Origin of the sequence: Streptomyces albidus (ex Kaewkla and Franco 2022) (assembly GCF_013870515.1) — a bacterium.
In the GTDB taxonomy this organism is placed as follows: Bacteria; Actinomycetota; Actinomycetes; order Streptomycetales; family Streptomycetaceae; genus Streptomyces; species Streptomyces albidus.
Genome location: NZ_JACBXA010000020.1, coordinates 14,114 through 36,214, shown reverse-complemented (window position 1 = coordinate 36,214; position 22,101 = coordinate 14,114). Strand labels below are relative to the sequence as shown.

The 22,101-nt window shown below is 69.9% G+C and carries 21 protein-coding genes; 10 read left to right on the top strand and 11 right to left on the bottom strand.

Translation table 11 applies throughout. The annotated features are described in order from the left end of the window. The first annotated feature begins 119 nt into the window (after window positions 1–119). Entirely contained in the window at window positions 120–638 is a 519-nt protein-coding gene (locus H5J26_RS32380; RefSeq protein WP_181764648.1) for a PLD nuclease N-terminal domain-containing protein, read from the top strand. A 42-nt stretch (window positions 639–680) separates the two neighbouring features. Here H5J26_RS32380 and ccsB read toward each other — a convergent pair whose 3' ends face one another. The 6 genes from ccsB to hemL all read right to left on the bottom strand — a co-directional run bounded on the left by ccsB (window position 681) and on the right by hemL (window position 7,216). Next, a complete protein-coding gene (gene ccsB / locus H5J26_RS06005) occupies window positions 681–1,784 on the bottom strand; it encodes a c-type cytochrome biogenesis protein CcsB (protein WP_181764647.1) in 1,104 nt (367 codons plus the stop codon). Then, window positions 1,781–3,646: a cytochrome c biogenesis protein ResB gene (locus H5J26_RS06000; RefSeq protein WP_181764646.1), complete on the bottom strand. Its 1,866-nt coding sequence runs from the start codon at window positions 3,644–3,646 to the stop codon at window positions 1,781–1,783. The genes ccsB and H5J26_RS06000 overlap by 4 nt, the downstream gene beginning before the upstream one ends. A 2-nt stretch (window positions 3,647–3,648) precedes the next feature. Next, window positions 3,649–4,458, bottom strand: coding sequence for a cytochrome c biogenesis CcdA family protein (locus H5J26_RS05995; protein WP_181764645.1), 810 nt, complete (start codon window positions 4,456–4,458; stop codon window positions 3,649–3,651). Between the two features lie 7 nt (window positions 4,459–4,465). Further along, on the bottom strand, window positions 4,466–5,068 hold the full coding sequence (locus H5J26_RS05990) for a TlpA family protein disulfide reductase (protein WP_181764644.1): 603 nt from the start codon (window positions 5,066–5,068) through the stop codon (window positions 4,466–4,468). Window positions 5,069–5,195: 127 nt separating this feature from the next. After that, complete coding sequence (locus tag H5J26_RS05985; RefSeq protein ID WP_181764643.1) at window positions 5,196–5,912, bottom strand: histidine phosphatase family protein; 717 nt, start codon at window positions 5,910–5,912, stop codon at window positions 5,196–5,198. Next, window positions 5,909–7,216 (bottom strand): glutamate-1-semialdehyde 2,1-aminomutase, encoded by a 1,308-nt coding sequence (gene hemL, locus H5J26_RS05980; protein ID WP_181764642.1) that lies wholly within the window; start codon window positions 7,214–7,216, stop codon window positions 5,909–5,911. The genes H5J26_RS05985 and hemL overlap by 4 nt, the downstream gene beginning before the upstream one ends. Window positions 7,217–7,418: 202 nt before the next feature. Here hemL and H5J26_RS05975 point away from each other — a divergent pair, with 202 nt between their 5' ends. Then, window positions 7,419–7,973: a hypothetical protein gene (locus tag H5J26_RS05975; RefSeq protein ID WP_181764660.1), complete on the top strand. Its 555-nt coding sequence runs from the start codon at window positions 7,419–7,421 to the stop codon at window positions 7,971–7,973. Between the two features lie 277 nt (window positions 7,974–8,250). On the opposite strand, the gene H5J26_RS05970 is transcribed toward H5J26_RS05975, so the two are convergent. Both H5J26_RS05970 and H5J26_RS05965 read right to left on the bottom strand, forming a co-directional pair. Next, window positions 8,251–8,688 carry an SRPBCC family protein gene (locus H5J26_RS05970; RefSeq protein ID WP_181764641.1) on the bottom strand — a complete coding sequence of 146 codons (438 nt, stop codon included), beginning with the start codon at window positions 8,686–8,688 and terminating at the stop codon, window positions 8,251–8,253. A 111-nt stretch (window positions 8,689–8,799) separates the two neighbouring features. Next, a complete protein-coding gene (locus tag H5J26_RS05965; protein ID WP_181764640.1) occupies window positions 8,800–9,441 on the bottom strand; it encodes a TetR family transcriptional regulator in 642 nt (213 codons plus the stop codon). A gap of 106 nt (window positions 9,442–9,547) precedes the next feature. Between H5J26_RS05965 and H5J26_RS05960 the strand changes: the two genes are divergently transcribed. From H5J26_RS05960 to H5J26_RS05950, 3 genes are read left to right on the top strand one after another with little or no spacing between them, the layout of a single operon-like run. Next, window positions 9,548–11,113, top strand: coding sequence for an FAD-dependent oxidoreductase (locus tag H5J26_RS05960; RefSeq protein WP_181764639.1), 1,566 nt, complete (start codon window positions 9,548–9,550; stop codon window positions 11,111–11,113). Window positions 11,114–11,122: 9 nt separating this feature from the next. Then, window positions 11,123–11,458: a YnfA family protein gene (locus H5J26_RS05955; RefSeq protein ID WP_181764638.1), complete on the top strand. Its 336-nt coding sequence runs from the start codon at window positions 11,123–11,125 to the stop codon at window positions 11,456–11,458. Window positions 11,459–11,488: 30 nt separating this feature from the next. Next, on the top strand, window positions 11,489–12,250 hold the full coding sequence (locus H5J26_RS05950) for an SDR family NAD(P)-dependent oxidoreductase (protein ID WP_181764637.1): 762 nt from the start codon (window positions 11,489–11,491) through the stop codon (window positions 12,248–12,250). 141 nt (window positions 12,251–12,391) lie between these two features. Here H5J26_RS05950 and H5J26_RS05945 read toward each other — a convergent pair whose 3' ends face one another. After that, the gene (locus tag H5J26_RS05945; protein ID WP_181764636.1) at window positions 12,392–13,585 is read right to left on the bottom strand and encodes an RtcB family protein; all 1,194 of its coding nucleotides are present in this window, start codon (window positions 13,583–13,585) and stop codon (window positions 12,392–12,394) included. 200 nt (window positions 13,586–13,785) lie between these two features. On the opposite strand from H5J26_RS05945, the gene H5J26_RS05940 reads away from it, so the two are divergent. The 3 genes from H5J26_RS05940 to H5J26_RS05930 all read left to right on the top strand — a co-directional run bounded on the left by H5J26_RS05940 (window position 13,786) and on the right by H5J26_RS05930 (window position 17,116). Then, window positions 13,786–14,748, top strand: a complete 963-nt coding sequence (locus H5J26_RS05940) for a hypothetical protein (RefSeq protein ID WP_181764635.1) — start codon at window positions 13,786–13,788, stop codon at window positions 14,746–14,748. A 51-nt stretch (window positions 14,749–14,799) separates the two neighbouring features. Then, window positions 14,800–15,507: a DUF3558 domain-containing protein gene (locus tag H5J26_RS05935; RefSeq protein WP_181764634.1), complete on the top strand. Its 708-nt coding sequence runs from the start codon at window positions 14,800–14,802 to the stop codon at window positions 15,505–15,507. 94 nt (window positions 15,508–15,601) lie between these two features. Next, entirely contained in the window at window positions 15,602–17,116 is a 1,515-nt protein-coding gene (locus tag H5J26_RS05930; RefSeq protein ID WP_309237797.1) for a DUF2637 domain-containing protein, read from the top strand. Between the two features lie 117 nt (window positions 17,117–17,233). Here the strand turns inward: H5J26_RS05930 and lysS are convergent, their stop codons facing one another. Then, on the bottom strand, window positions 17,234–18,982 hold the full coding sequence (gene lysS / locus H5J26_RS05925) for a lysine--tRNA ligase (RefSeq protein WP_181764633.1): 1,749 nt from the start codon (window positions 18,980–18,982) through the stop codon (window positions 17,234–17,236). A 130-nt stretch (window positions 18,983–19,112) separates the two neighbouring features. Here lysS and argS point away from each other — a divergent pair, with 130 nt between their 5' ends. Continuing rightward, on the top strand, window positions 19,113–20,912 hold the full coding sequence (gene argS, locus H5J26_RS05920; RefSeq protein WP_181764632.1) for an arginine--tRNA ligase: 1,800 nt from the start codon (window positions 19,113–19,115) through the stop codon (window positions 20,910–20,912). After that, window positions 20,909–21,586 (top strand): nucleoside/nucleotide kinase family protein, encoded by a 678-nt coding sequence (locus tag H5J26_RS05915; RefSeq protein ID WP_309237796.1) that lies wholly within the window; start codon window positions 20,909–20,911, stop codon window positions 21,584–21,586. The genes argS and H5J26_RS05915 overlap by 4 nt, the downstream gene beginning before the upstream one ends. A 76-nt stretch (window positions 21,587–21,662) precedes the next feature. On the opposite strand, the gene H5J26_RS05910 is transcribed toward H5J26_RS05915, so the two are convergent. Further along, window positions 21,663–22,091: a hypothetical protein gene (locus H5J26_RS05910; RefSeq protein WP_181764631.1), complete on the bottom strand. Its 429-nt coding sequence runs from the start codon at window positions 22,089–22,091 to the stop codon at window positions 21,663–21,665. Window positions 22,092–22,101 lie beyond the last annotated feature (10 nt).

Sequence of the window (22,101 nt, the reverse complement as noted above, 5' to 3'; positions counted from 1 at the left end):
TACGCTTGCCCTGTACGTGAACAGCGCCGTGACCGTACGAACCGCGAAGCACGCACCATCCGCACCAACCGCACTTCTGGCCCGCCACGCCGAGTCAGCCCGTCTAGGGGGCGTCCCACATGCTCAGGTATCTGCCGTTCCTTCTCGTCCTGGCGGTGTGGATCTATGCGTTCATCGACTGCCTGAACACCCCGGAGAACGAGGTCCGCAAGCTGCCTAAGGTGGTGTGGGTCATCATCATCCTGCTCTTCGGGCAGGTGGTGGTGGGTCCCGTCGCATGGTTCGCCGCCGGCCGTCCGCGCAAGAACGCGCCCTACGGAGCGACTCGCCCCGACGAGCGGCGCTGGGTCGCCCCGGACGACAACCCGGAGTTCCTGAAGTCGATCAACGAGAGCACCCCGTCCGGGAGTCCGGGCACCGAAGCGGACCTCGCCGAGGAGCGGAACGCGGACAGCAGTGCCGACGAGGGCCGTACGGCCTCAGAGGCCGAGGACGCCACCACGGCCGGTCCCACTGCCGATCCCGGCACCGGCTCCCGTCCCGACCCGGCGCGGCAGGAGGCCGAAGTGCGCCGCCGCGAGGAGGAGTCGGGCGGCCGGGACAACGGTACGGACGACACACCGCCCCAGAGCCGCTGAGCGGCGCCGGGGCGGACGCGGTGGGTGCGGAGCGGGTCCGGCTCAGCCCACGCCCGCGTAGCTGTGCTTGCCGTTGAAGATGATGTTCACGCCGTAGTAGTTGAACAGGAAGCAGGCGAACGCGAGCAGCGCCAGATAGGCGGCCTTGCGTCCCTTCCATCCCGCGGTGGCCCGCGCGTGCAGGTAACAGGCGTACGCGACCCAGGTGATGAACGACCAGACCTCCTTGGGGTCCCAGCCCCAGTAGCGGCCCCACGCGTCGCCCGCCCAGATCGCGCCGGCGACGATGGTGAACGTCCAGAAGGGGAAGACGGCCGCGTTGATCCTGTACGCGAACTTGTCCAGGGACGCCGACGACGGCAGCCGCTCTAGCACCGATGTGGCGAAGCTGCCCGGGGCGCCGCCGTCCAGCAGCTTGGTCTCGTAGCGGTCGCGGAAGAGGTAGAGGATCGTCGCGACGAAGCCGAGGTAGAAGAGAGCTCCGCAGACGATGGCCAGCGAGACGTGGATCCACAGCCAGTACGAGTGCAGGGCGGGCACCAGCTGTTCGCTCTCGGTGTAGAGCACCGTGACGGCGAGGCCCAGGTCGAGCAGCACTGTCGTGACGAGCGGCAGCCCGATCCAGCGGACGTTCTTCTTCGCGACGAGGAATCCGAGATACCCGGCGACGGCCACCATCGAGAAGGCCGTCGAGAACTCGTACATGTTGCCCCAGGGGGCACGCTGCACCGACAGCGAGCGCGTCAGGACGCCGCCCGCGTGCAGGAGGAAGGCGAGAATCGTCAGCGAGACGGCGATGCGCCCGTAGAGGTCGCCCTGTTCGTCCCCTGCGGCGGCTCCGGGTCCGTCCGGGAGGTCGCCGCGGCGGCCGGCGGAGGAACGGACGACGACCTCGGGGCGCTCCAGTACGGAAGTGGCCCCGCCCGCCCGCACCTTGAGGGGCGCGGCGCCGGTCGCTCCGTTCGCCTCGGCCTCGGAGCTCCGCCCGCTCAGCGCGGCTGCCGTGCGGGCGACCTTGCTGCGGCTGCCGAATACCCACTCGGCGATGTACGCGACGAAGGCGAGGGTGTAGACGGCCATCGCCGAATAGATCAGGTAGTTGCTGATCTCGGCGAGATTCTCGTTCGTTGCGGCAGCGATGTTCACTGGCGTTCTCCTCGCGGCGAGGCTTCGGCGCCGTCATCGGGACTGGGTTCTGTGGTGGGTCGGGGTGCGGCCGGGGCAGGCTGCCCGTTCTCCGTCACGGGCTCACCCTCCGCTTCGGGCCGGCTCTCCGTTTCCGGGTCGCTCTCCGTTTCCGGATCGCTCTCCGCCCGGGCCGACGGTGCGCCGGCGTGCAGGATGAGCGCCAAGTCACCCAGCTCGTCGGGGAGTCTCGCGGACTCGCTGCGGCCCAGCCCGGCCATCTCGACGACCGTGGTGCCGTCCGGGCCGGGCACCGCCCGCACCCACAGACGGCGCCGCTGGATGAACAGCGATCCGGCGAGGCCCGCGATGGCCGTGAGCGCACCGCCCAGCGCCCAGCCGTTGCCGATCTGGTGGACGACCTGGAACTGGGCCCACTTCCGCACGCCCTCGAACTTCAGCGAACCGCCGCCGTCGGGCAGCTTCATCGATTCGCCGGGCAGGATCTTCTTCGCGAGCGGCTTTCCGCCCTCCGCCTTGAACTGCTTCATGCGCTCGGTGTCGAGCTGGTAGACGCTCTGCGCCGCTCCGTAGTCCAGGCCGAGGTCGCCGTGGTAAGCGGTGAGGAAGAGCACCGGGTACTGCAGCGCCGGTGAGCGGGAGAACATCGAGCCGGATCCGGAGCCGCCGAAGGTCGGCACGAAGAAGCCCTGGAAGCCGAGCTGGTCCCTGCGCCCCTGCGCGTTCTGGTAGTCGGTGACCTTGACCACGCCGGACGATGTCAGATTGCCGTCCTGCGGAAGGAAGGCGACGGGGCCGCGGTAGGCGGTCCTGCCCTTGCCGTCCTTGACGGAGACGACGGGGGCGTAGCCGTTGCCGTTCAGAAAGACCTTGGACTCGCCCACCTCCAGGGGGTGGTTGACCCGGATCGAGCCCTTCTTCTCCTTGCCGTCCGCGCCCTGCCAGTAGGAGACGTCGGCGCGGAAGGTGCGGGCGGTCCCCTTCTCGGGGCCGCTCTCGTCGTACGTGGCGTGGAAGCCGTCGAGGCTGAAGCCGAAGGAGTCCAGGTCGTCCGCGGAGAAGAGGGAGCCGGACTTGAAGTCGTCGTACTGCGTGAGGGTGTTGGAGAAGCCGTCACCCTGGATGATCAGCTTGCCGCCTTCGGACTTCCACAGCTGACCGGCGGCGAAGGCCAGCAGCAGGACGATCAGCGCGATGTGGAAGACGAGGTTGCCCGCCTCGCGCAGATACCCCTTCTCGGAGGCGACCGCTTCGCCGTCGCGGTGCACGCGGAAGCGGCGCTTGCGCAGCAACTTCACTGCGGAGCCGAGCACTTCGTCCGGCGCCGCGTCGGTGCGCCACGTGGTGTAGACGGGCATCCGGTCCAGACGGCGCGGCGCCCGCGGCGGCCTTGCCCGCATCTGGCCGACGAACTGCCAGGTGCGGGGCACGATGCAGCCGGCCAGCGAGATGAACAGCAGGATGTAGATCGCCGAGAACCACACCGACGTGTAGACGTCGAAGAGCTGCAACTTGTCGTAGACGGGCGCCAGTACGTCGTGCTTCTGCTGGAACTCCTCGACCTTGACGCTGTCGACGTTCGACTGCGGGATGACCGAGCCGGGGATCGCCGCCAGCGAGAGCAGGAAGAGAAGGATCAACGCGACGCGCATCGAGGTCAGCTGCCGCCAGAACCAGCGGGCCCAGCCGAGGACGCTCATGGACGGGACGTTGAGCTTGTCCTCGCCGGGCGCGGTGGACAGCTGGGATTCGGCCTCGCGCGTCAGCCGGCTCTCCTCGGCGGAGCCGTCCGCGCCGTCGGCCGTACCGGTGGCGTCCTTGCTGGCGGATGCGGTGTCGGTCGCGGTGTCGGTCGTACGCATTCTCAGATTCCCACGGTGTAGTCGGACGACCAGACTTGCAGGTCGTACACGATGCGGTCCCAGGCGCCGGTGACGAGCAGGACGCCGACGACGACCAGCATCCCGCCGCCGATCCGCATCACCCAGGCATAGTGCCGCTTGACCCAGCCGAAGGCACCAAGGGTGCGCCGGAAAGCGACGGCGGCGACGACGAAGGGGACACCGAGCCCGAGGCAGTAGGCCACGGTCAGCAGCGCGCCCCGGCCGGCGCTGGCCTCGCTGAAGGCGAGCGTCTGCACGGCGGCCAGCGTCGGCCCGATGCACGGAGTCCAGCCGATGCCGAACAGGACGCCCAGCATGGGGGCGCCCGCCAGCCCGACCGCCGGCTTGCGGTGGATGCGGAACTCGCGTGAGGTGAAGCGCGAGAGCGGCCCCAGGGCTCCCATGAAGGTGAGCCCCAGGAGGATCGTCAGCGCACCGAGCACGCGGGAGATGATCACCCGGTGCTCCTGCAACGTGGCGCCGAACCCTCCGAAGAGTGCGCCTCCCGAGACGAAGACGGCGGTGAAGCCGAGCACGAACAGCCCCGCGCCGAGGAACATCCGGCCGCGCCGGGCCTGTGCCAGATCCGTGCCGCTGACCCCGGTGACGTAGCTGAGGTAGCCCGGAACCAGGGGCAGCACGCAGGGCGAGAAGAAGGAGACCAGGCCGCCCAGCACCGCGACGGGCACGGCCAGCAGCAGGGCGCCGCTGAGCACCGTCCGGTTCACACCGCCCGAACCTGCGGCGGCCGTGTGGACAGCGGCAGCAGCGGTGTCGGCGAGCGCGCTCATGCCGAGGTCACTTCTCCGCCGTCAACGGGTCCAGGGCGGAGCGCAGTTCCTTCTCGCTGAGTTCCTTGAGGGCCCGTACGGCGATCTTGCCGTCGCGGTCGAGGATGAGCGTGGACGGGATGGCCTGCGGGGAGAGGCTGCCCTTGGGGAAGCGGAGGATCAGCTTGCCGCTGGGGTCGAAGAAGCTCGGGTACTCGACGCCGTAGTTGCGCTCGAAGGCCTTGGCGTTGGCGCGGTCCAGGTCACGCGTGTTGATCCCCACGAACTGGACGTCCTTGTCGTCGGTCTCCTTCTCGACCTTGGCGAGGTTGGGCGCCTCGGCACGGCAGGGCGCGCACCAGGAGCCCCAGACGTTCAGGACGACGATCTTCCCCTTGTACTCGGAGAGTTCGAGACGGTCTCCGTCGACACCTTTGCCCGAGATGTCAGGAACGTCCTGCCGGTCGCCCCTCTTCACTTTGGTGATCTTGCCGGTGCCCTGCACGAACTTCTTGTCGCCGGAGGACGATCCGGTCACCTCGTCGCCGCACCCGGCCAGCACCGACGCACCTGCTGCGACCAAGGCGATCAGCAGGGCGGGACGGCGGGAGAGGCCGCGGGTCTGACTCATGTGAAAAGTTTCGCATGGGTCTCCACGCGATCTTCCGCGCCCCCCGGCGGCCGTCCTCGCAGAGGCTGTGCGCAGCCTGGAACGCTCCGGACCGGTCGGAGGGGTCGCAGGATGCCCGGCCGCCCGCTCAAGCCCCGCGCCCCCCGGCGCCCTTGACCCGCGCCGCACCGGCACGCAGATGCGGAGGGACCAGATCACGAGCCGGCTCCGTGTAGCCGACCGAGACGATCTTGTCGCCGTTGAAGGTGAAGGTCGTCAGCGAAGCCAGCGTGCACTGCCGTCGACGCGGGTCGTGCCAGAGGCGGCGCCGCTCGACGAAGCTGCGCAGCGTCCAGATCGGCAACTGGTGGCTGACGCAGACCGCCTCGTGTCCGCGGGCGGCGTCACGTGCGGCGTCGAGCGCGGCGCGCATCCGAACGACCTGGTGCACGTACGACTCGCCCCACGACGGGCGGAACGGGTTCAGCAGATGCCGCCAGTTCGCGGGCCTGCGCAGGGCACCGTCGCCGACGCCGACCGTCTTCCCCTGGAAGACGTTGTCGGCCTCGATCAGCCCCTCGTCGCTCGCGATGTCGAGGCCGTGCGTCTTGGCGATGGGCGCGGCCGTCTCCTGCGCGCGCTCCAGCGGGGAGGCCACGACGTGCGTGACGTCCCGGTCGGCGAGGTGCTCGGCGACCCGGTCGGCCATCTGCCTGCCCAGCTCGGAGAGGTGGTAGCCGGGCAGCCTGCCGTAGAGGATGCCGCTGGGGTTCTCGACCTCGCCGTGCCGCATGACGTGCACGACGGTGACGATCCCCTCGTCACCCTGCTCCTGCTGTGGGCCGGAGCCGCGGTCCGCGCTCATGCCGTCGCCTCCGCCGCCGCTCGCGCCGCCTCCGGCAGCGCTTCGGCCACGCGCTCCAGCGCACCGTCGTCATGGGCGGTCGAGACGAACCACGACTCGAAGGCGGAGGGGGGCAGATAGACGCCCTGCGCGAGCATCGAGTGGAAGAACGCGGTGAAGCGGAACGCCTCCTGGCTCTTGGCGCCTTCGTAGTCGGTGACCGGCTGGTCCGTGAAGAACACCGAGAACATGTTCCCCGCGACCTGCACCCGGTGCGCGACTCCCGCCTTCGTGAACGCCTCGGTGACCGCGCCCCGCAACTGCTCCGACGCCGCGTCGACCGCCGCGTACGCCGCGTCGTCCAGAAGCCTCAACTGCGCCACGCCTGCCGCCGTGGCGACCGGGTTCCCGGAGAGGGTGCCCGCCTGGTAGACGGGCCCGGCCGGTGCGAGGTGCTCCATCACGTCACGCCGGCCGCCGAAGGCAGCCGCCGGGAAGCCGCCGCCCATCACCTTGCCGAACGTCATCAGGTCGGGCGTCACGCCGTCGATCCCGTACCAGCCGCGCCGGTCGACGCGGAAGCCCGTCATCACCTCGTCGGAGACGTAGAGCGCGCCGTGCGCACTGCACAGCTCCTTGAGCTGCTCGTTGAAGCCGGGAAGCGGCGGCACGATGCCCATGTTCCCGGGCGCCGCCTCGGTGATGACGCAGGCGATCTCGTCCGGCTGCGCCGCGAACGCGGCCCGTACGGCCTCGATGTCGTTGTACGGCAGCACGATGGTGTCGCCCGCCTGCGCACCGGTGACCCCAGGGGTGTCGGGCAGCCCGAGAGTCGCCACTCCCGACCCGGCCGCGGCGAGCAGGGCGTCGACGTGCCCGTGGTAACAGCCCGCGAACTTCACGACCTTCGCGCGACCGGTGAAGCCTCGTGCGAGCCGGATCGCCGACATCGTCGCCTCCGTGCCCGAGGAGACGAGGCGCACCTGGTCCACCGGGTCGATGCGGCCGGTGATCTCCTCCGCGAGGGCCACCTCGTCCTCGCCGGGCGTCCCGAAGGACATTCCGCGGCTGACGGCTTCCTGGACGGCCGCGATCACTTCGGGATGAGAATGGCCCAGAATCATCGGCCCCCATGAGCAGACGAGGTCGACGTACTCACGCCCGTCCGCATCCATGAGGTACGGACCGGCGCCGGACACCATGAACCGGGGCGTACCCCCCACGGCACGGAAGGCGCGGACAGGAGAGTTCACGCCTCCTGGTGTCACAGCGGCGGCGCGGTCGAAGAGCGACTGCGATACTGGGGCCTCGTACGAGTAAGTCACAGGGCCATGGTGTCAGAGCATCCTGAGCCGCACGCCTTCCCACCGGGAGCTACGGGAGGCGCGGGAGGTCCGGGGAGATACCAGCCGGGTAACACGGGGATTACCCGGGCGCTGCGGGGCGTTTCACGACCCGTAGGACGGGGAGGTCTCTGACACGATGATCGGGTTGCGCGGCGGCGGCCGCGAGTGGTCGGGTGGTGACATGCAGCGCGGTGGAGGACTGGGCGAGGGTACCGGGGACCTCGGTCCGGAGCGCGCAAGGGGACGTCACCGAAGAGACGCTGTGGAGAGGGACACTGGGAGCAGCAGAGGTGGCGGCCGAGTGGGGGTGACCTACAAGTACTTCGGCGCCCCGGACGGAGCGACGGCCGCACGGGTCCCTGTCTCGATGCGCCCCGAGGAGCTCGGCGGCGACGAGTTGGGCCACGGCATGTTCACCAAGATCAAGCCCGAGACGATGGCGGCCATGGTGCTCACGGGCATCGAGGGCATGCCGCTCCACAAGGTGCCGCCGCTCGAACTCGTCGTCCTGCACCCGGACTACGCCGTGGTGAAGCTCCCCATGACCGTCGTCGACCCGCTGCGCGGCATCGGCGAGGAGTCGGTGGGTGCGGCGGCGTTCATCTGGTCGACCGTTCCGGACCGCGCCGGCCCCCAGGACGCGTTCAACGTCTACCAACTGCTGCACGAGTGGCAGGACTTCTCCGACCGCCTTCACATGGCGGGTCACCAGCCCTACTGCCTTGTGTGGCCCTGAGCCGGCAGTCTCGCCGGCACCCTGACGACGGCCTGGTTCGACAGCCGTGATCGTTCGACAGCCCTGATTGACTTAGCGACGGCCCGCGCGGCTCACGCATGCGGTTGACGCGTGCGTCGCCTCGCGGGCCGTCGCGCTGTCGGGGTACGGGTTCTGACTCTCGGCCCTGGTCACCGGCCGCCCCGGGCCCGCCTCTTGAGGCTCGGGCGCCCGATTCGCCGCCGGATGCGGGGTAGTTGGAAGCCCCCGTCCAGGCTCGCCGTCAGACCTTCGCCGTTCAGACCCTCGACGCGTTGCCGGCTGCGGACTCGGCGGCCGTCTTGAACTCGCCCAGATCGTAGTTGGTCAGCGTGGAGTCGAGGTTGGTGAGTGCTCCCAACTGCTCCACGAAGCCCTGCGGGTTGTACTCGATCTGGAGCGTCACCCGGCTCCTCTTGTCGTCCAGGCGGTGGAAGGTGACGACACCGGCGTGCTCCACGCCTTCGGTGGTCTTCCAGGCGATGCGCTCCTGCGGGATGAGCTCGGTGATCTCGGCGATGAAGCTCTTGTCCGCACCGGGGAGCGCGAGCTTCCAGGAGAAGGAGCGGTTGTCGATGCGGACGACGTCCTTCACGTGGCTGAGGAACTTCGGCCACTCGGCCACGTCACTCCACAACGCCCAGCTCACGGCCACCGGAGCTTCGACATCGACGGTCTCTACGAGGGAGGACGACACGCTATGACACCTCTCATCGAACTAGGGGTTCGTCTGCGGTGTGCTGAGTACCCCTCGTGCGGAAGTCAGGCATGTCTTCCGGGCCCGGATTTCGCACTGCCGGGCCGCGCTCTAGCTCAACTGCGGCGCTTCCGCTGTGAGATAGCGCTGCACCGTCGGCGCGAGCCACGCCACGATCTCGTCGTCGGTGAGTGAGACCGCGGGCGGCAGCTTCAGCACGTACCGGCTCAGGGCCATGCCGAGGATCTGGGACGCGAGGAGCGCGGCCCTCGTGGAAGCCGGCACACCTTCCGGGCAGACGGCGGCGACGACCGGGGTGACCTGGTCGCGGAAGACCGCGTGCACGCGGTCGGCTCCCGCGGGGTTGGTGACGCCGACGCGGACGAGCGCGTTCAGCGTCTCGTCCCCCTCCCAGCGGTCGAGGAAGTGGCGGACCAGGCGGGCACCGATCTCCTCACGCGGGCAGTCGGCCAGCAGGGGCAGGCGCAGGTCGATCTCGGAGGCGGCGGCGAAGAGCCCCTCCTTGTTGCCGTAGTAGCGCATCACCATCGACGGGTCGATGCCGGCCTCGCGGGCTATGGCGCGGATCGTCGCGCGCTCGTACCCGTCGGCGGCGAAGCGGTCGCGTGCGGCGCGCAGGATGGCGGCCCGCGTCGCGTCGGAGCGGCGGGGCCTGCCCTCGGTGGCGAGCTGGGCGGCGACGGCGAGATTGGTCGCCGCGCCCGCGTCGGCACCTGCCGTGTCTGCATCCATGACAACAACTGTAGGCCAACACGCGTTGACACGCCAAGGCCGCACGTTTACCGTTGCCAACGAGCGTTGACCAACAAGCGTTGGCAACTTTCGAGAGGAGACCGCCATGTCACGCAGCAGCTCACAGGGCACGTCACCCGTCCCGTCCACCGGCGGAGGCACGCCGGTGCCCCGCAGCGGCGACATGTCCGACGTGCTGGTCGTCGGTGCGGGCCCCACCGGGCTGCTGGCCGCCGGAGATCTCGCGGCAGCAGGGCACCGGGTCACGCTGGTCGAGCAGCGTGACGAGGCGACCAGCAATCTCTCCCGCGCCCTCGTCGTGCACGCCCGCACCCTGGAACAGCTCGACGCTCGCGGCCTGGCCGACGAGCTGGTGGAGAGGGGCACCACCGCGGAGGGTCTCCGGCTGTTCGGGCGGGCCACGCTGGACCCCACGTCGCTCCGCAGCCGATTCCCGTTCGTGCTGATCGCGGGGCAGTACGAGGTCGAACGGCTGCTGCACCGGCGTGCCGTGGAGGCGGGCGTCACCTTCCGGTACGGCACGCAGGTGATCGGGCTCCGGCAGGACGAGGAGAGCGTGGACGTCGACGTCACCACGGAGCAGGGCGACTCCGGAAGGCAGAAGGCCACGCTCCGGGCCGCGTATCTCATCGGCGCCGACGGGGTGCGCAGCACCATCCGCGACGCCCTCGGGCTGCCCTTCCCCGGCAGGTCCGTCATCCGCTCCATCGTCCTCGCCGACGTGCGCCTGTCGAAGCCTCCGTCCGAGAAATTCCTGATCAACGCCGTCCCGGACGCCTTCGCGCTGATCGGCAGCTTCGGCGACGGCTGGTACCGGGTGGGCGGATGGAACCGGCATCGTCAACTCCCCGACGGGGGCACCGCCCGGCCGGAGGCCGGGGGAGAGCCCGTCGACCTGGAGGAGGTCAAGGAGTTCACACGGCAGGCGCTGGGTTCCGACTTCGGCATGCACGACCCGCGCTGGATCTCCCGCTTCCACAGCGACGAACGGCAGGCGCCGCGCTACCAGGTGGGCCGGGTCTTCCTCGCGGGCGACGCCGCGCACGTGCACTCACCGGCAGGGGGCATGGGCATGAACACCGGCATGCAGGACGCCGCCAACCTCAGCTGGAAGCTCTCGGCGGTGCTTCACGGACGATCGCCTGCGGCGTTGCTGGAGTCGTACCAGGACGAGCGCCACCCCGTCGGCACGATGGTGCTGCGCACCAGTGGTGCGATCATCCGTCTCGCCCTGGCCCGTTCGGTGGTGGGCCGCGGTCTGCGTGCTGTGGGCACCGAAGTGCTCAGCCGGGTCCGGCCGTTGGGCGCCCGCGCCGTGCGTACGGTCTCCGGGATCGGCATCGCCTACCGGGCACCGCGCGGCTCCCACCCGCTGGCGGGCAAGCGCGCCCCTGACCTGGCGCTCACCGACGGACGTCTCTACGAAGCCCTGCGGCAGGGGGAGTTCGTGCTCGTCTCCCCTGCCGGTGCGCCGGCGGACACGGCGATAGCCTCCGGCAGCCCCGTCGTCCAGGCTCAGGCGGCCGGTTCGCGCACGATGCTCATCCGTCCCGACGGCTACATCGCATGGGCGAGCGACAAGCCCGACCCCGAGGGCCTGCGCCGGGCACTCTCGAGGTGGACCGGCTCCCCCGCCGCCGTGACGGCATAGCCTGCGCCCATGCTCGTCGCACGCTCCGTCTCCCTGTTCGTCCTCGCCGCGCTCATGGAGATCGGCGGCGCCTGGCTGATCTGGCAAGGCGTGCGGGAACACCGCGGATGGGCCTGGATCGGCGCCGGGGTCGTCGCGCTGGGGATCTACGGCTTCGTCGCCACCCTGCAGCCCGACGCCAACTTCGGGCGCATCCTGGCCGCGTACGGGGGCGTCTTCGTCGCCGGCTCGCTGGCCTGGGGAATGGTGATGGACGGCTTCCGCCCCGACCGCTGGGACGTCACGGGCGCACTCATCTGTCTGGTGGGAGTCGCGGTGATCATGTACGCACCGCGAGGCCATTGAGCGTCCCGGCACACGTCGTAGCCTTTGGCCATGACTAACCGCACTGCCGTCATCAGCGGCGCCAGCAGTGGCATCGGCGCCGCCACCGCACGTCAACTGGCCGCAGCCGGTTACCGAGTCGTGCTCACGGCCCGGCGCCGGGACCGTATCGACGCCCTGGCAAGAGAGTTGACCGATGCCGGTCACGAGGCTCTCGCCCGGCCGCTGGACGTCACCGACCGGGCCGCGGTCGACGCGTTCGCGGCTGAACTCGACCGCTGCGACGTCCTCATCAACAACGCGGGCGGCGCATTGGGCGTCGATCCGGTCGCCACCAGCGATCCGGCCGACTGGCGCCGGATGTACGAGGTCAACGTCCTCGGCGTGCTGCACCTCACCCAGGCGCTGCTACCGGCCTTGGTCGACTCCCCCTCCGGCGAGGGCACCGTCCTGATCGTCTCCTCGACCGCCGGCCACGCCACGTACGAAGGCGGCGGCGGCTATGTCGCCGCCAAGCACGGCGCCCATGTGCTGGCGGAGACGCTGCGTCTGGAGCTGTGCGGAAAGCCGGTCCGGATCATCGAGATCGCGCCCGGCATGGTGAAGACCGACGAGTTCGCCCTCACCCGCTTCCGCGGAGACAGCGACCGGGCGGCCAAGGTCTACGAAGGAGTGGCGGAGCCGCTCACGGCGGAGGACGTCGCCGACACCATCACCTGGACGGTCACACGCCCGCCGCACGTCAACATCGACCTGCTGGTCGTACGTCCGCGGGCTCAGGCGTCCAACTCCAAGGTCCACCGCGAGCGCTGACCGCGCTCTCCGCCCGATCAGCACGTGCCCGCGCATCCCCGGGCACCCCGTGCACCCCTGCGCGAAGCGCGCCGCCCCGCACCGGAGACCGGTGCGGGGCGGCGCTTCCAGGACGGGACGGCCGGCGGCCGCCCCTCCCGGTCAGCCCTTCACACAGACGACCTGCTTCAGCTTCGCCACGACCTCGACGAGGTCGCGCTGCTGGTCGATGACTTTCTCGATCGGCTTGTACGCACCGGGGATCTCGTCCACGACGCCCGAGTCCTTACGGCACTCCACGCCCCGCGTCTGGTCCTCCAGGTCCTGCGCCGAGAAGCGCTTCCGCGCCGCGTTCCGGCTCATCTTCCGGCCCGCGCCGTGCGAAGCGGACTGGAAGGACGCGGCGTTGCCCAGCCCCTTCACGATGTACGAGCCGGTCCCCATGGAGCCCGGGATGATGCCGTACTCGCCGTCGCCGGCCCGGATGGCGCCCTTGCGGGTCACCAGCAGGTCGACGCCGTCGTAGCGCTCCTCCGCCACGTAGTTGTGGTGGCAGGAGATCACGGAGTCGAAGCGGGGCTTCGCCTTCTTGAACTCCTTGCGCATCACGTCCGTCAGCAGCCCCATCATCACCGCGCGGTTGTGCTTGGCGTACTCCTGCGCCCAGAACAGGTCGTTCCGGTACGCCGCCATCTGCGGTGTCTCCGCGATGAAGACGGCGAGGTCGCGGTCGACCAGGCCCTGGTTGTGCGGCAGCTTCTGTGCCACCCCGATGTGGAAGTCGGCCAGCTCCTTGCCGATGTTCCTCGACCCGGAGTGCAGCATCAGCCACACCGCACCGTCGGTGTCGGTGCAGACCTCGACGAAGTGGTTGCCCGACCCGAGGGTCCCCATCTGCTTCGTGGCCCGCTCCTGACGGAACTTGACGGCCTCCGCGACGCCGTCGAACCGCTGCCAGAAGTCCGCCCAGCCTGCCGTCGGGTAGCCGTGCAGACGCCCCGGGTCGACCGGCTCGTCGTGCATCCCGCGCCCCACCGGGATCGCCTGCTCGATCTTCGAGCGCAGCCGCGAGAGGTCGCCCGGAAGGTCGTTCGCGGTCAGCGAGGTCTTCACCGCGGACATGCCGCAGCCGATGTCCACGCCGACGGCGGCCGGGCAGACGGCACCGCTCATCGCGATGACGGAGCCGACCGTGGCGCCCTTGCCGTAGTGGACGTCCGGCATGACCGCGAGTCCCTTGATCCAGGGCAGTGTGGAGACGTTGCGAAGCTGCTGCATCGCGCCTTCCTCGACCGTGGAAGGGTCGGCCCACATCCGGATGGGCACCCGGGCGCCTGCGACCTCGGTGTAGGACATCTCACTCAACTCCCCCTAGAACAAAGAGCAGAAAGCGCGTCAAGTCCATGAATGGGAAAATGCGGACTTTGCGCAACATAAGCATCACGGGACCGGACGGCCGCGTGGTGCGTGCGATAGACATTGTCTTCCGTCGCCCCGTCACGGGGGCAACACGTTTTCGACCTGACGGCACCAGTGCCGGACCTGGAGGCAGGACAGTGCAGCGGAGGGCAAGGACGTACGTCACCGGCGTCGCGCTGGTCGTAATGCTCTCCGGCGGCCTCACCGCCTGCACGGACTCCTCGGACGGGAACGGCGAGGACACCAAGGCGGGAGACCCCACCGCCAGCGCCTCCTCGGCACCGCCCGGAAAGTACCGGACGCTGCCCGAGCCCTGCGGAGCCGTCGACGTCGCCATGCTCAAGGACCTGCTGCCCGGCGCCGAGCCGCCCCAGGACGGGGAGAACGGCTCCGGCAGCGCGGGCAAGTCGACGCAGGGCGACGAGGAGACCTCCCCCTACGAGGGCGAGCCCATCGCCACCTACGACACCGACCGCCGGGCCGGCTGCCGCTGGAAGAGCGCGAACAGCCTCGCCACCCGCCACCTCTCCGTCGACTTCGAACGCGTCGTCTCCTACGACCCCGCCGTCAGCGACGACGAGCAGGCACAGCTCCTCTGGGACGAACGCGCAGGTCAGGCGGAGATCCCGACGGAGAGCGACGCCCCCGCGGAGGAGAACGGCGACAAGAGCGGCGAAGAGGCCGAGGGCGGCGACGACAAGACCGCCGACGAGAGCCAGAGCGACGCGACGGCCGGCGGTGACGGCGAAGCGGGCGACGGCAAGGGCGGAGACAGCTCCCCCGGGAGTGAGAAATCCGACAGCCCCTCCCCCGGCGCCGACGAGCCCGAGGCGGATTCCTCGCCGCCCGCGGACGAGGATCTCTCCCCCCGTATGCTCGGCGAGATCGGCGACAGCGCCTACATCGACGACCAGCTGGACACCGGTGACTCCGGCGTCCACCGGGACATCACGCTCGTCTTCCGCAGCGCGAACGTGATCGCCACGGTCAAGTACGACCAGTGGCTCACCGACAAGCGACACACTCCTGACAGCGCCGAGTTGCAGAAGAAGGCCCGGAGCGTGGCCGAGAAGCTCGCTGCGGAGTTCGACGACAACTGACGCAGACTGACCGGTGACCGGAAAGCCGGACTGACTGGAAGCGAAGGAATCATGCCCCGTAAAGCTCAGCGAACCACTACGCGGAGCGCCCCGCGTCTCGCCCGGACGCTCGCCTGCGCGGCAGTCGCAATCCCCGCACTGCTGGTGTCGGGCTGCTCCTCCGACTCCGGCGGCGGCGACGCGGCAGGCTCCGCCGAGGACGGCGGAGGCCAGAAAGCCGCTCCCGTGAAGTTCAAGGAGCTCCCGGACGCCTGCAAGACCCTCTCCAAGGGCACCGTGAAGAAGCTGACGCCCAAGACCGAGAACGCGGGCGGCAAGCGCATCGGCGCGGGCAACACCCAGGACTCGGGCAGCTGCCTGTGGAGCGGTCTCGACAAGTTCGACTACCGCCAGCTGACCGTCTCGCTCAAGCGTTTCGAGTCCGACACCTCCCGCGGCTCCGGCGACAAGCTCGCCGCCGCGTTCACGGAGCAGCAGGCCGACGCCCTCAAGACCGACAAGGCCAACAAGGACCTCAAGACCGCCCCGGTCAACGGTCTCGGAGAGCAGGCCACGTCGATCAGCTACAAGTCCAAGAAGAAGGACGGCAAGGACTCCGAGGACTTCACCGAGGAGCGCGTCGTCGTCCGCTCGGCGAACGTCGTCGTGACGGTGGACTACTCGGGTGCGGGCTTCGAGGACGGCAAGGCCCCGAAGTCCGAGGACCTCAAGAAGGACGCCCAGAACGCGGCCAAGGAAGCGGTCGGCTCCCTGAAGTGACGCCTGTCCCCGCCGTGCACCCGTACGGCGGGGACTTGACGCGTGTGCCAGTCTGGTGCGCCGCGCCGGTTTCCGAGGGTGGGGGACAACTCCAGTGCAGGCCGTACAACTGACTCGTACACACCGCATATTGGTCGCGGTGGTCATCATCGGTGCCGTGACGATCGCCGCGATCGGTTTCGCCGGTTCGTTCGCCGCCGTGCGCGACCTCGCCGAGAAGAAGGGCTTCGGCGCGTTCGCCCCCTTCTTCCCCATCGGCATCGACGCGGGCATCGTCGTCCTTCTCGCGCTGGACCTGCTGCTCACCTGGATCCGCATCCCGTTCCCGCTGCTGCGCCAGACGGCGTGGCTGCTGACGGCCGCGACGATCGCCTTCAACGGCGCGGCCGCCTGGCCGGACGCCCTCGGCGTCGGCATGCACGCGGTGATCCCCGTCCTCTTCGTCGTCTCCGTCGAGGCTGCACGGCACGCCATCGGCCGGATCGCCGACATCACCGCCGACAAGCACATGGAGGGCGTGCGCCTCTCGCGCTGGCTGCTCGCCTTCCCCTCCACGTTCCGGCTGTGGCGCAGGATGAAGCTGTGGGAGCTGCGCTCCTACGACGAGGTCATCCGCATGGAACAGGACCGTCTCGTCTACGAGGCGCGGCTGCAGGCCCGGTTCGGGCGCAACTGGCGGCGCAGGGCACCGGTGGAGTCGCTGATGCCCCTCAAGCTCGCCCGCTACGGCGTCCCCCTCTCCGAGACCGGACCGCAGGGCCTGGCGGCGGCCGGCATCAAGGCGCCCGCCACGGCGGCACGTTCGGACAGGGCCGCGGGGCGCCCGGCAAAGGCCCTGCAGGAGCCTCGCGCGGCCCTCACGACAGGAGAGGCGCCCCCGGAGGCGGAGGCACCCGCGGACGCCTCACAGGCGCCTCAGGGCCTTCAGGCGCCCCAGACCTCCCAGTCGCTCCAGGCTCCTCGGACCGCTCAGGCCCCGGCGGCCGAACCCGAGCCGTACGGCTACGAGTTCACGGCCGACCCGCGTACACCCCAGGCCCCCGCCGCATCGCCCTCCGAACCGGCGGCGGCCTCCGCGCAGGCATCGCCGAGGCCCGTTCCGGATGCCGAACCCGCGCCTTCGCCCGAGTACACCTACGCCGCCGAGACACAGCCCACCGGCCCCCAGGTGACCGTTCCCGTCGGGCCCGGCCGGCGCCGCGCGCTGGGCAACTCCAACGCACCCGTCAACGGCGGGCCCGCCTACCTGCCGCCCCAACGCACCGAGGAGCAGCAGCTGTTCGTCGAGCCCGCGCCCACTGCGGGCCCGCAGGAGTTCGAGCAGGAGTTCATCCCGGAGCAGGAGCCCCTCCACTACGGACAGTCCGACGAGGCCGAGCCGGTGGGCATACCGGACGGCGTGCCGCGCGACGAGTTCTACTTCCTGGCCTACCGCCAGTTCGTCGCCGCGCAGGCGAGCTTCCCCAACGCGCGCCAGCTCTCACGCGCGCTGCACGAGCGGCACGGCGTGACGAACGCCGACGGTTCGCTGCTCAGCGAGGCGTATCTCCGCAACTACATGCGGGAGTTCAAGGAGCGCTACAACACCGAGATGGGCCTGGCCGGCTGAGCGGCACGAGCGGAATCCGGCGCGGCTCTCACCGTGCCGTCCCCCCTCCGAACCGCCGACCTGGCCAAGTGGTCCGGCCGGTCAGGCCGTTCAGGCCGTTCAGGCCGTTCAGGCCGTTCAGGCGCCCAGCAGCTTGCGCACCCGGTCCGTGCCCACGGCCAGCAGCAGCGTGGGAAGCCGCGGACCGGTCTCGCTGCCGACGAGCAGCCGGTAGAGCAGCGCGAAGAACGACCGCTGCGCCACCTTCAGTTCAGGCGTCGGCTTGGCGGCCGGATCGATGCCGGCCTGCACCTTCGGCACCCCGTAGACGAGTTGCGTCAGGCCCTCCAGCGACCAGTGGTCGTCCAGGCCGTCCAGCAGCAGCCGCAGCGACTCGCGCTGTTCGTCGTCCAGCGACTCCAGCAGCGCCGTGTCCGGCTCGTCCCGCACGCGTGTGCGCTGCTCCGCCGGAACCTGCGTGGTGATCCAGCGCTGTGCGCGGTCCAGCCGGGGCCGGACCTCCTCCAGCGTGCTCACCGGACGCTCCGGGTCCAGATCGCTCAGGATGCGCAGCGTCTGCTCGTCGTTGCCTGCCGTCACGTCCACGACGGACGCGAGTGTGCGGTACGGCAGCGGACGCGGCGTCGACGGCAGGGGCCCGGCGGCCGTGGACGACGCACGGAGATGCGCTGCGGCGTCCGCGGGCTGCGCGTCGCCGGCGGCGAGCTTGCGCTCCAGCGCGTCCCACTCGTCGTACATGCGCTGGATCTCCTGGTCGAAGGCGACCTTGAAGGACTGGTTCGGCCGGCGGCGCGCGTAGAGCCAGCGCAGCAGCGGCGCCTCCATGATCTCCAGGGCGTCGGCGGGCGTGGGCACGCCGCCCTTCGAGGACGACATCTTCGCCATGCCGCTGATGCCGACGAAGGCGTACATCGGGCCGATGGGCTGCTCCGCGCCGAAGATCTCCTTCACCAGCTGCCCGCCGACGACGAAGGAGGAGCCGGGCGACTGGTGGTCGACGCCGCTGGGCTCGAAGACGACGCCCTCGTAGGCCCATCGCATCGGCCAGTCGACCTTCCACACGAGCTTGCCGTGGTCGAACTCGCGCAGCAGCACGGTCTCGCTGTGCCCGCAGGCGCAGGTGTAGGTCAGCTCCGTCGTCTCGTCGTCGTACGCCGTCACCGTGGTCACGTCGCGCGAGCAGACGGTGCAGTAGGGCTTGTACGGGTAGTACGCGCCGCCGCCGGCTCCCGAGCCGTCGTCCTCGGCGGCCGCGCCGGAGCCCTCGGCGGCCTCGACCTCGGCGGCGTCCGGCTCACCCTGCTTCTGCTGCTTCTTCTTGCCGGCCCCGCCTGCGGCCGCCTTGTCGAGCGTCCGGTAGCGGTCGAGCACGGCGTCGATGCGGCGGCGTTCGCGCATCGCGAAAAGGATCTGCTCGCGGTAGGCGCCCGAGGTGTACATCGCGGTCTGGCTGATGCCGCGGTACTCCACCCCGAGCTGGGCCAGCGACTCGGCCATGGCGGACTTGAAGTGCTCGGCCCAGTTCTCGTGGGCGCTGCCGCGCGGCGCGGGCACCGACGTCAGTGCCTTGCCGATGTGCTCCTCCCAGGACGCGTCGACGCCCTCGACCCCGACGGGCACCTTCCGGAACCGGTCGTAGTCGTCCCAGGAGATGATGTGCTCGCACTCCACACCGCGCCGCTTGATCTCGTCCGCGACCAGGTGCGGAACCATCACCTCGCGCAGATTGCCGAGGTGGATCGGCCCGGAGGGTGAGAGACCGGATGCGCAGACCACTGCTTTCCCGGGCGCCCGACGCTCCGCTTCGGCGATGACGTCGTCCGCGATGCGGGATACCCAGTCGGTCTCGAGGGTGGTCTGAGCCACGTCCGGCACTTCCTTCTCTCTGCGCTTGGCTTCCAGGCTTGAGGGCCCATTCTCCCACTGCGGCGGGCCGGATTTCACATGGGATACTGGGGCACTGACCCAGCCAATCACCACGGAACGGCTCTCATTCATGGCCTCGGTCCCGTCCCTCGCCGCCACGCTCGACAAGCGCCTCACGGAGGCGATCACGGCAGCCCTTCCGGATGCCGGGAGTGCACAGGCCGCACCCGCGCCGGGCGCGGACGCGGTCGACCCCATGCTGCGACGGAGCGACCGGGCCGACTTCCAGGCCAACGGGATGCTGGCGCTGGCCAAGCGCCTCAAGGCCAACCCCCGGGAGCTGGCGGGCGAGGTCGTGGAGAGCCTGCCGCCCAACGAGGAGATCGAGGGCGTCGAGGTCTCCGGGCCCGGCTTCCTCAACATCACCGTCTCGGACGCGGCGATCCTCCGCAATCTCGCGGCACGCTCCGACGACGACCGCCTCGGCGTCCCGTACGCCGACCGGCCCGGCACCACGGTGATCGACTACTCGCAGCCGAACGTGGCCAAGGAGATGCACGTCGGGCACCTGCGCTCGACGGTCATCGGCGACGCGGTCACGCAGATCCTGGAGCACCAGGGCGAGAAGGTGATCCGCCGCCACCACATCGGCGACTGGGGCACCAACTTCGGCATGCTCATCCAGTATCTGATCGAGCACCCGCACGAGTTGGACCACGAGTCGGACGCCGCGAACGCGCACGACGAGGGCGAGGCCGCGATGGCGCGCCTCAACCGCCTCTACAAGGACTCCCGCCCCCTGTTCGACTCGGACGAGGAGTTCAAGAGCCGCGCCCGCGACCGGGTCGTGGCCCTGCAGAGCGGCGACGAGGAGACGCTCACCCTCTGGCGCAAGATCGTGGACGAGTCGAAGACGTACTTCCAGGGCGTCTACGAAGACCTGGACGTCGAGATCCACGACGAGGACATCGTCGGTGAGAGCGCCTACAACGACGACCTCCAGCAGGTCGTGAAGGACCTGGAGTCCTCGGGCGTCGCCGTGCGCTCCGAGGGCGCCCTGTGCGTCTTCTTCGACGACGTCAAGGGCCCCGACGGCACTCCGACCCCCCTCATCGTGCAGAAGTCCAACGGCGGCTTCGGCTATGCCGCGACGGACCTCGCCGCCATCAGGGACCGCGTCGGCACGCTGAAGGCCGACACCTTGCTGTACGTGGTGGACGCCCGCCAGGCGCTGCACTTCCGCATGGTCTTCGAGACCGCGCAGCGCGCCGGATGGCTCCCCGAGGGCGCGGCACGGCAGCTCGCGTTCGGCACCGTCCTGGGCAAGGACGGCAAGCCGTTCAAGACCCGCGAGGGCGAGACCGTGCGCCTCGTGGACCTGCTGGACGAGGCGAAGGAGCGCGCCGCCGTCGTCGTACGGGAGAAGGCGCAGGACCTGACGGACGAAGAGATCAACACCCGCGCAGCCCAGGTCGGCATCGGCGCGGTCAAGTACGCGGACCTGTCCAACTCCATGACCCGCGACTACGTCTTCGACCTGGACCGCATGGTCTCCCTCCAGGGCGACACCAGCGTCTACCTCCAGTACGCGTACGCCCGTAACCGTTCGATCTTCCGCAAGGCGGGAGACCTGAAGCCGGCGGTGCACCCGACACTTTCGCTGGCCCCTCAGGAACGTGCGCTCGGGCTGCATCTGGACGAGTTCGCGGACACGCTGGCGGCCGCCGCGGAGACGTACGAGCCGCACAAGCTCGCGGCCTACCTCTACGGCCTGGCCACCCTCTACGCCGGCTTCTTCGAGAACTGCCCGGTGCTGAAGGCGGAGACCAGGGAGCTGGCCGAGAACCGTCTCTTCCTGTGCGACCTGACGGCGCGCACCCTCCGCCAGGGCATGTCGCTGCTGGGGATCCGTACGCCAGAGCGTCTGTGACGCAGCCCGAGGTGGTGACGGCGGGCCCGGAACTGCTGGCCCGCGCCGCGGAGTTGGCCGACTCCGGAAGCCGCCGCCTCCTCGGGGTCGCCGGGCCTCCCGGCGCCGGCAAGTCCACGCTGGGATCCTGGCTGGTCGACTCCCTCGGTCCTGAGCGCGCCGTGCTCGTCCCGATGGACGGCTTCCACCTCGCCGACGTCGAGCTGCACCGCCTCGGGCGAAGCGACCGCAAGGGCGCGCCGGACACCTTCGACGCGTACGGCTACTCGGCGCTCCTGCGACGGCTGCGCACGCCGCGAGCGGGCGAGACCGTCTACGCGCCTGCCTTCGACCGCGAGTTGGAGCAGCCCGTGGCAGGCTCGCTGCCGGTTCCGCCCGAGGTGCCGCTCGTCGTGACCGAGGGCAACTACCTGCTGCTCGACGAGCCCGAGTGGCGGCCGGTGCGGCAACTCCTCGACGTGTGCTGGTGGTTGGGCCTGGACGAAACCACCCGTGTCGAGCGGCTGATCGCCCGGCACGTGCGCTTCGGCAAGTCACCGGCCGAGGCTGCGAGTTGGGTGCACCGCTCGGACGAGGCCAACGCCCGCCTCATCGCGCCGGTGCGCGAAAGAGCCGACCTGGTCGTGGAGATGGCGCCGGGGAACGTTCCCGGCTGCTCGTCTCAGGAACCGTGAACGGTTAGGTCCGGGCTGAGTACGGCTGCGCCGCCCGGCTCCGGTACGGGCCCGCGCGAGGGCGCCTGCCGTGCTGTCAGGGGCGGTCGTTCCCGCTCACTCCGCGCCCCGCTGTCACCGCCTCGATGAACGGCTCCGGCGGACGGTAGCCGTGATCAGTGACGTAGTGCAGCACCAGGTCCGGTGCGATCAGCCAGCTTCCGTCCTCGGCGACGACCCGGACCTCGGCCCCGCCCAGCGACAGCTCGCTTTCGCCTACCTGCGCCTTGACGGGATAGGGCGCCTCGCCACCCGCGTGGTCGAGGTGGCACATGTGCCACCCTCGCATCTTCATCTGCGGCTCGTCACGGCACAGGACGCCCAGGGACGCGACGAACTCCTCGGGGACCTCTCCCTGCGGTACGTCGTCGCCCGCCTCCAACCAGCCGACGTTGAGGGCTTCGACGCCCTCCGGCACCGAGTCGGGCATGTACGCGTACGCCGAAAGGTCGGAATACCGTGCCAACTGTTTGCCT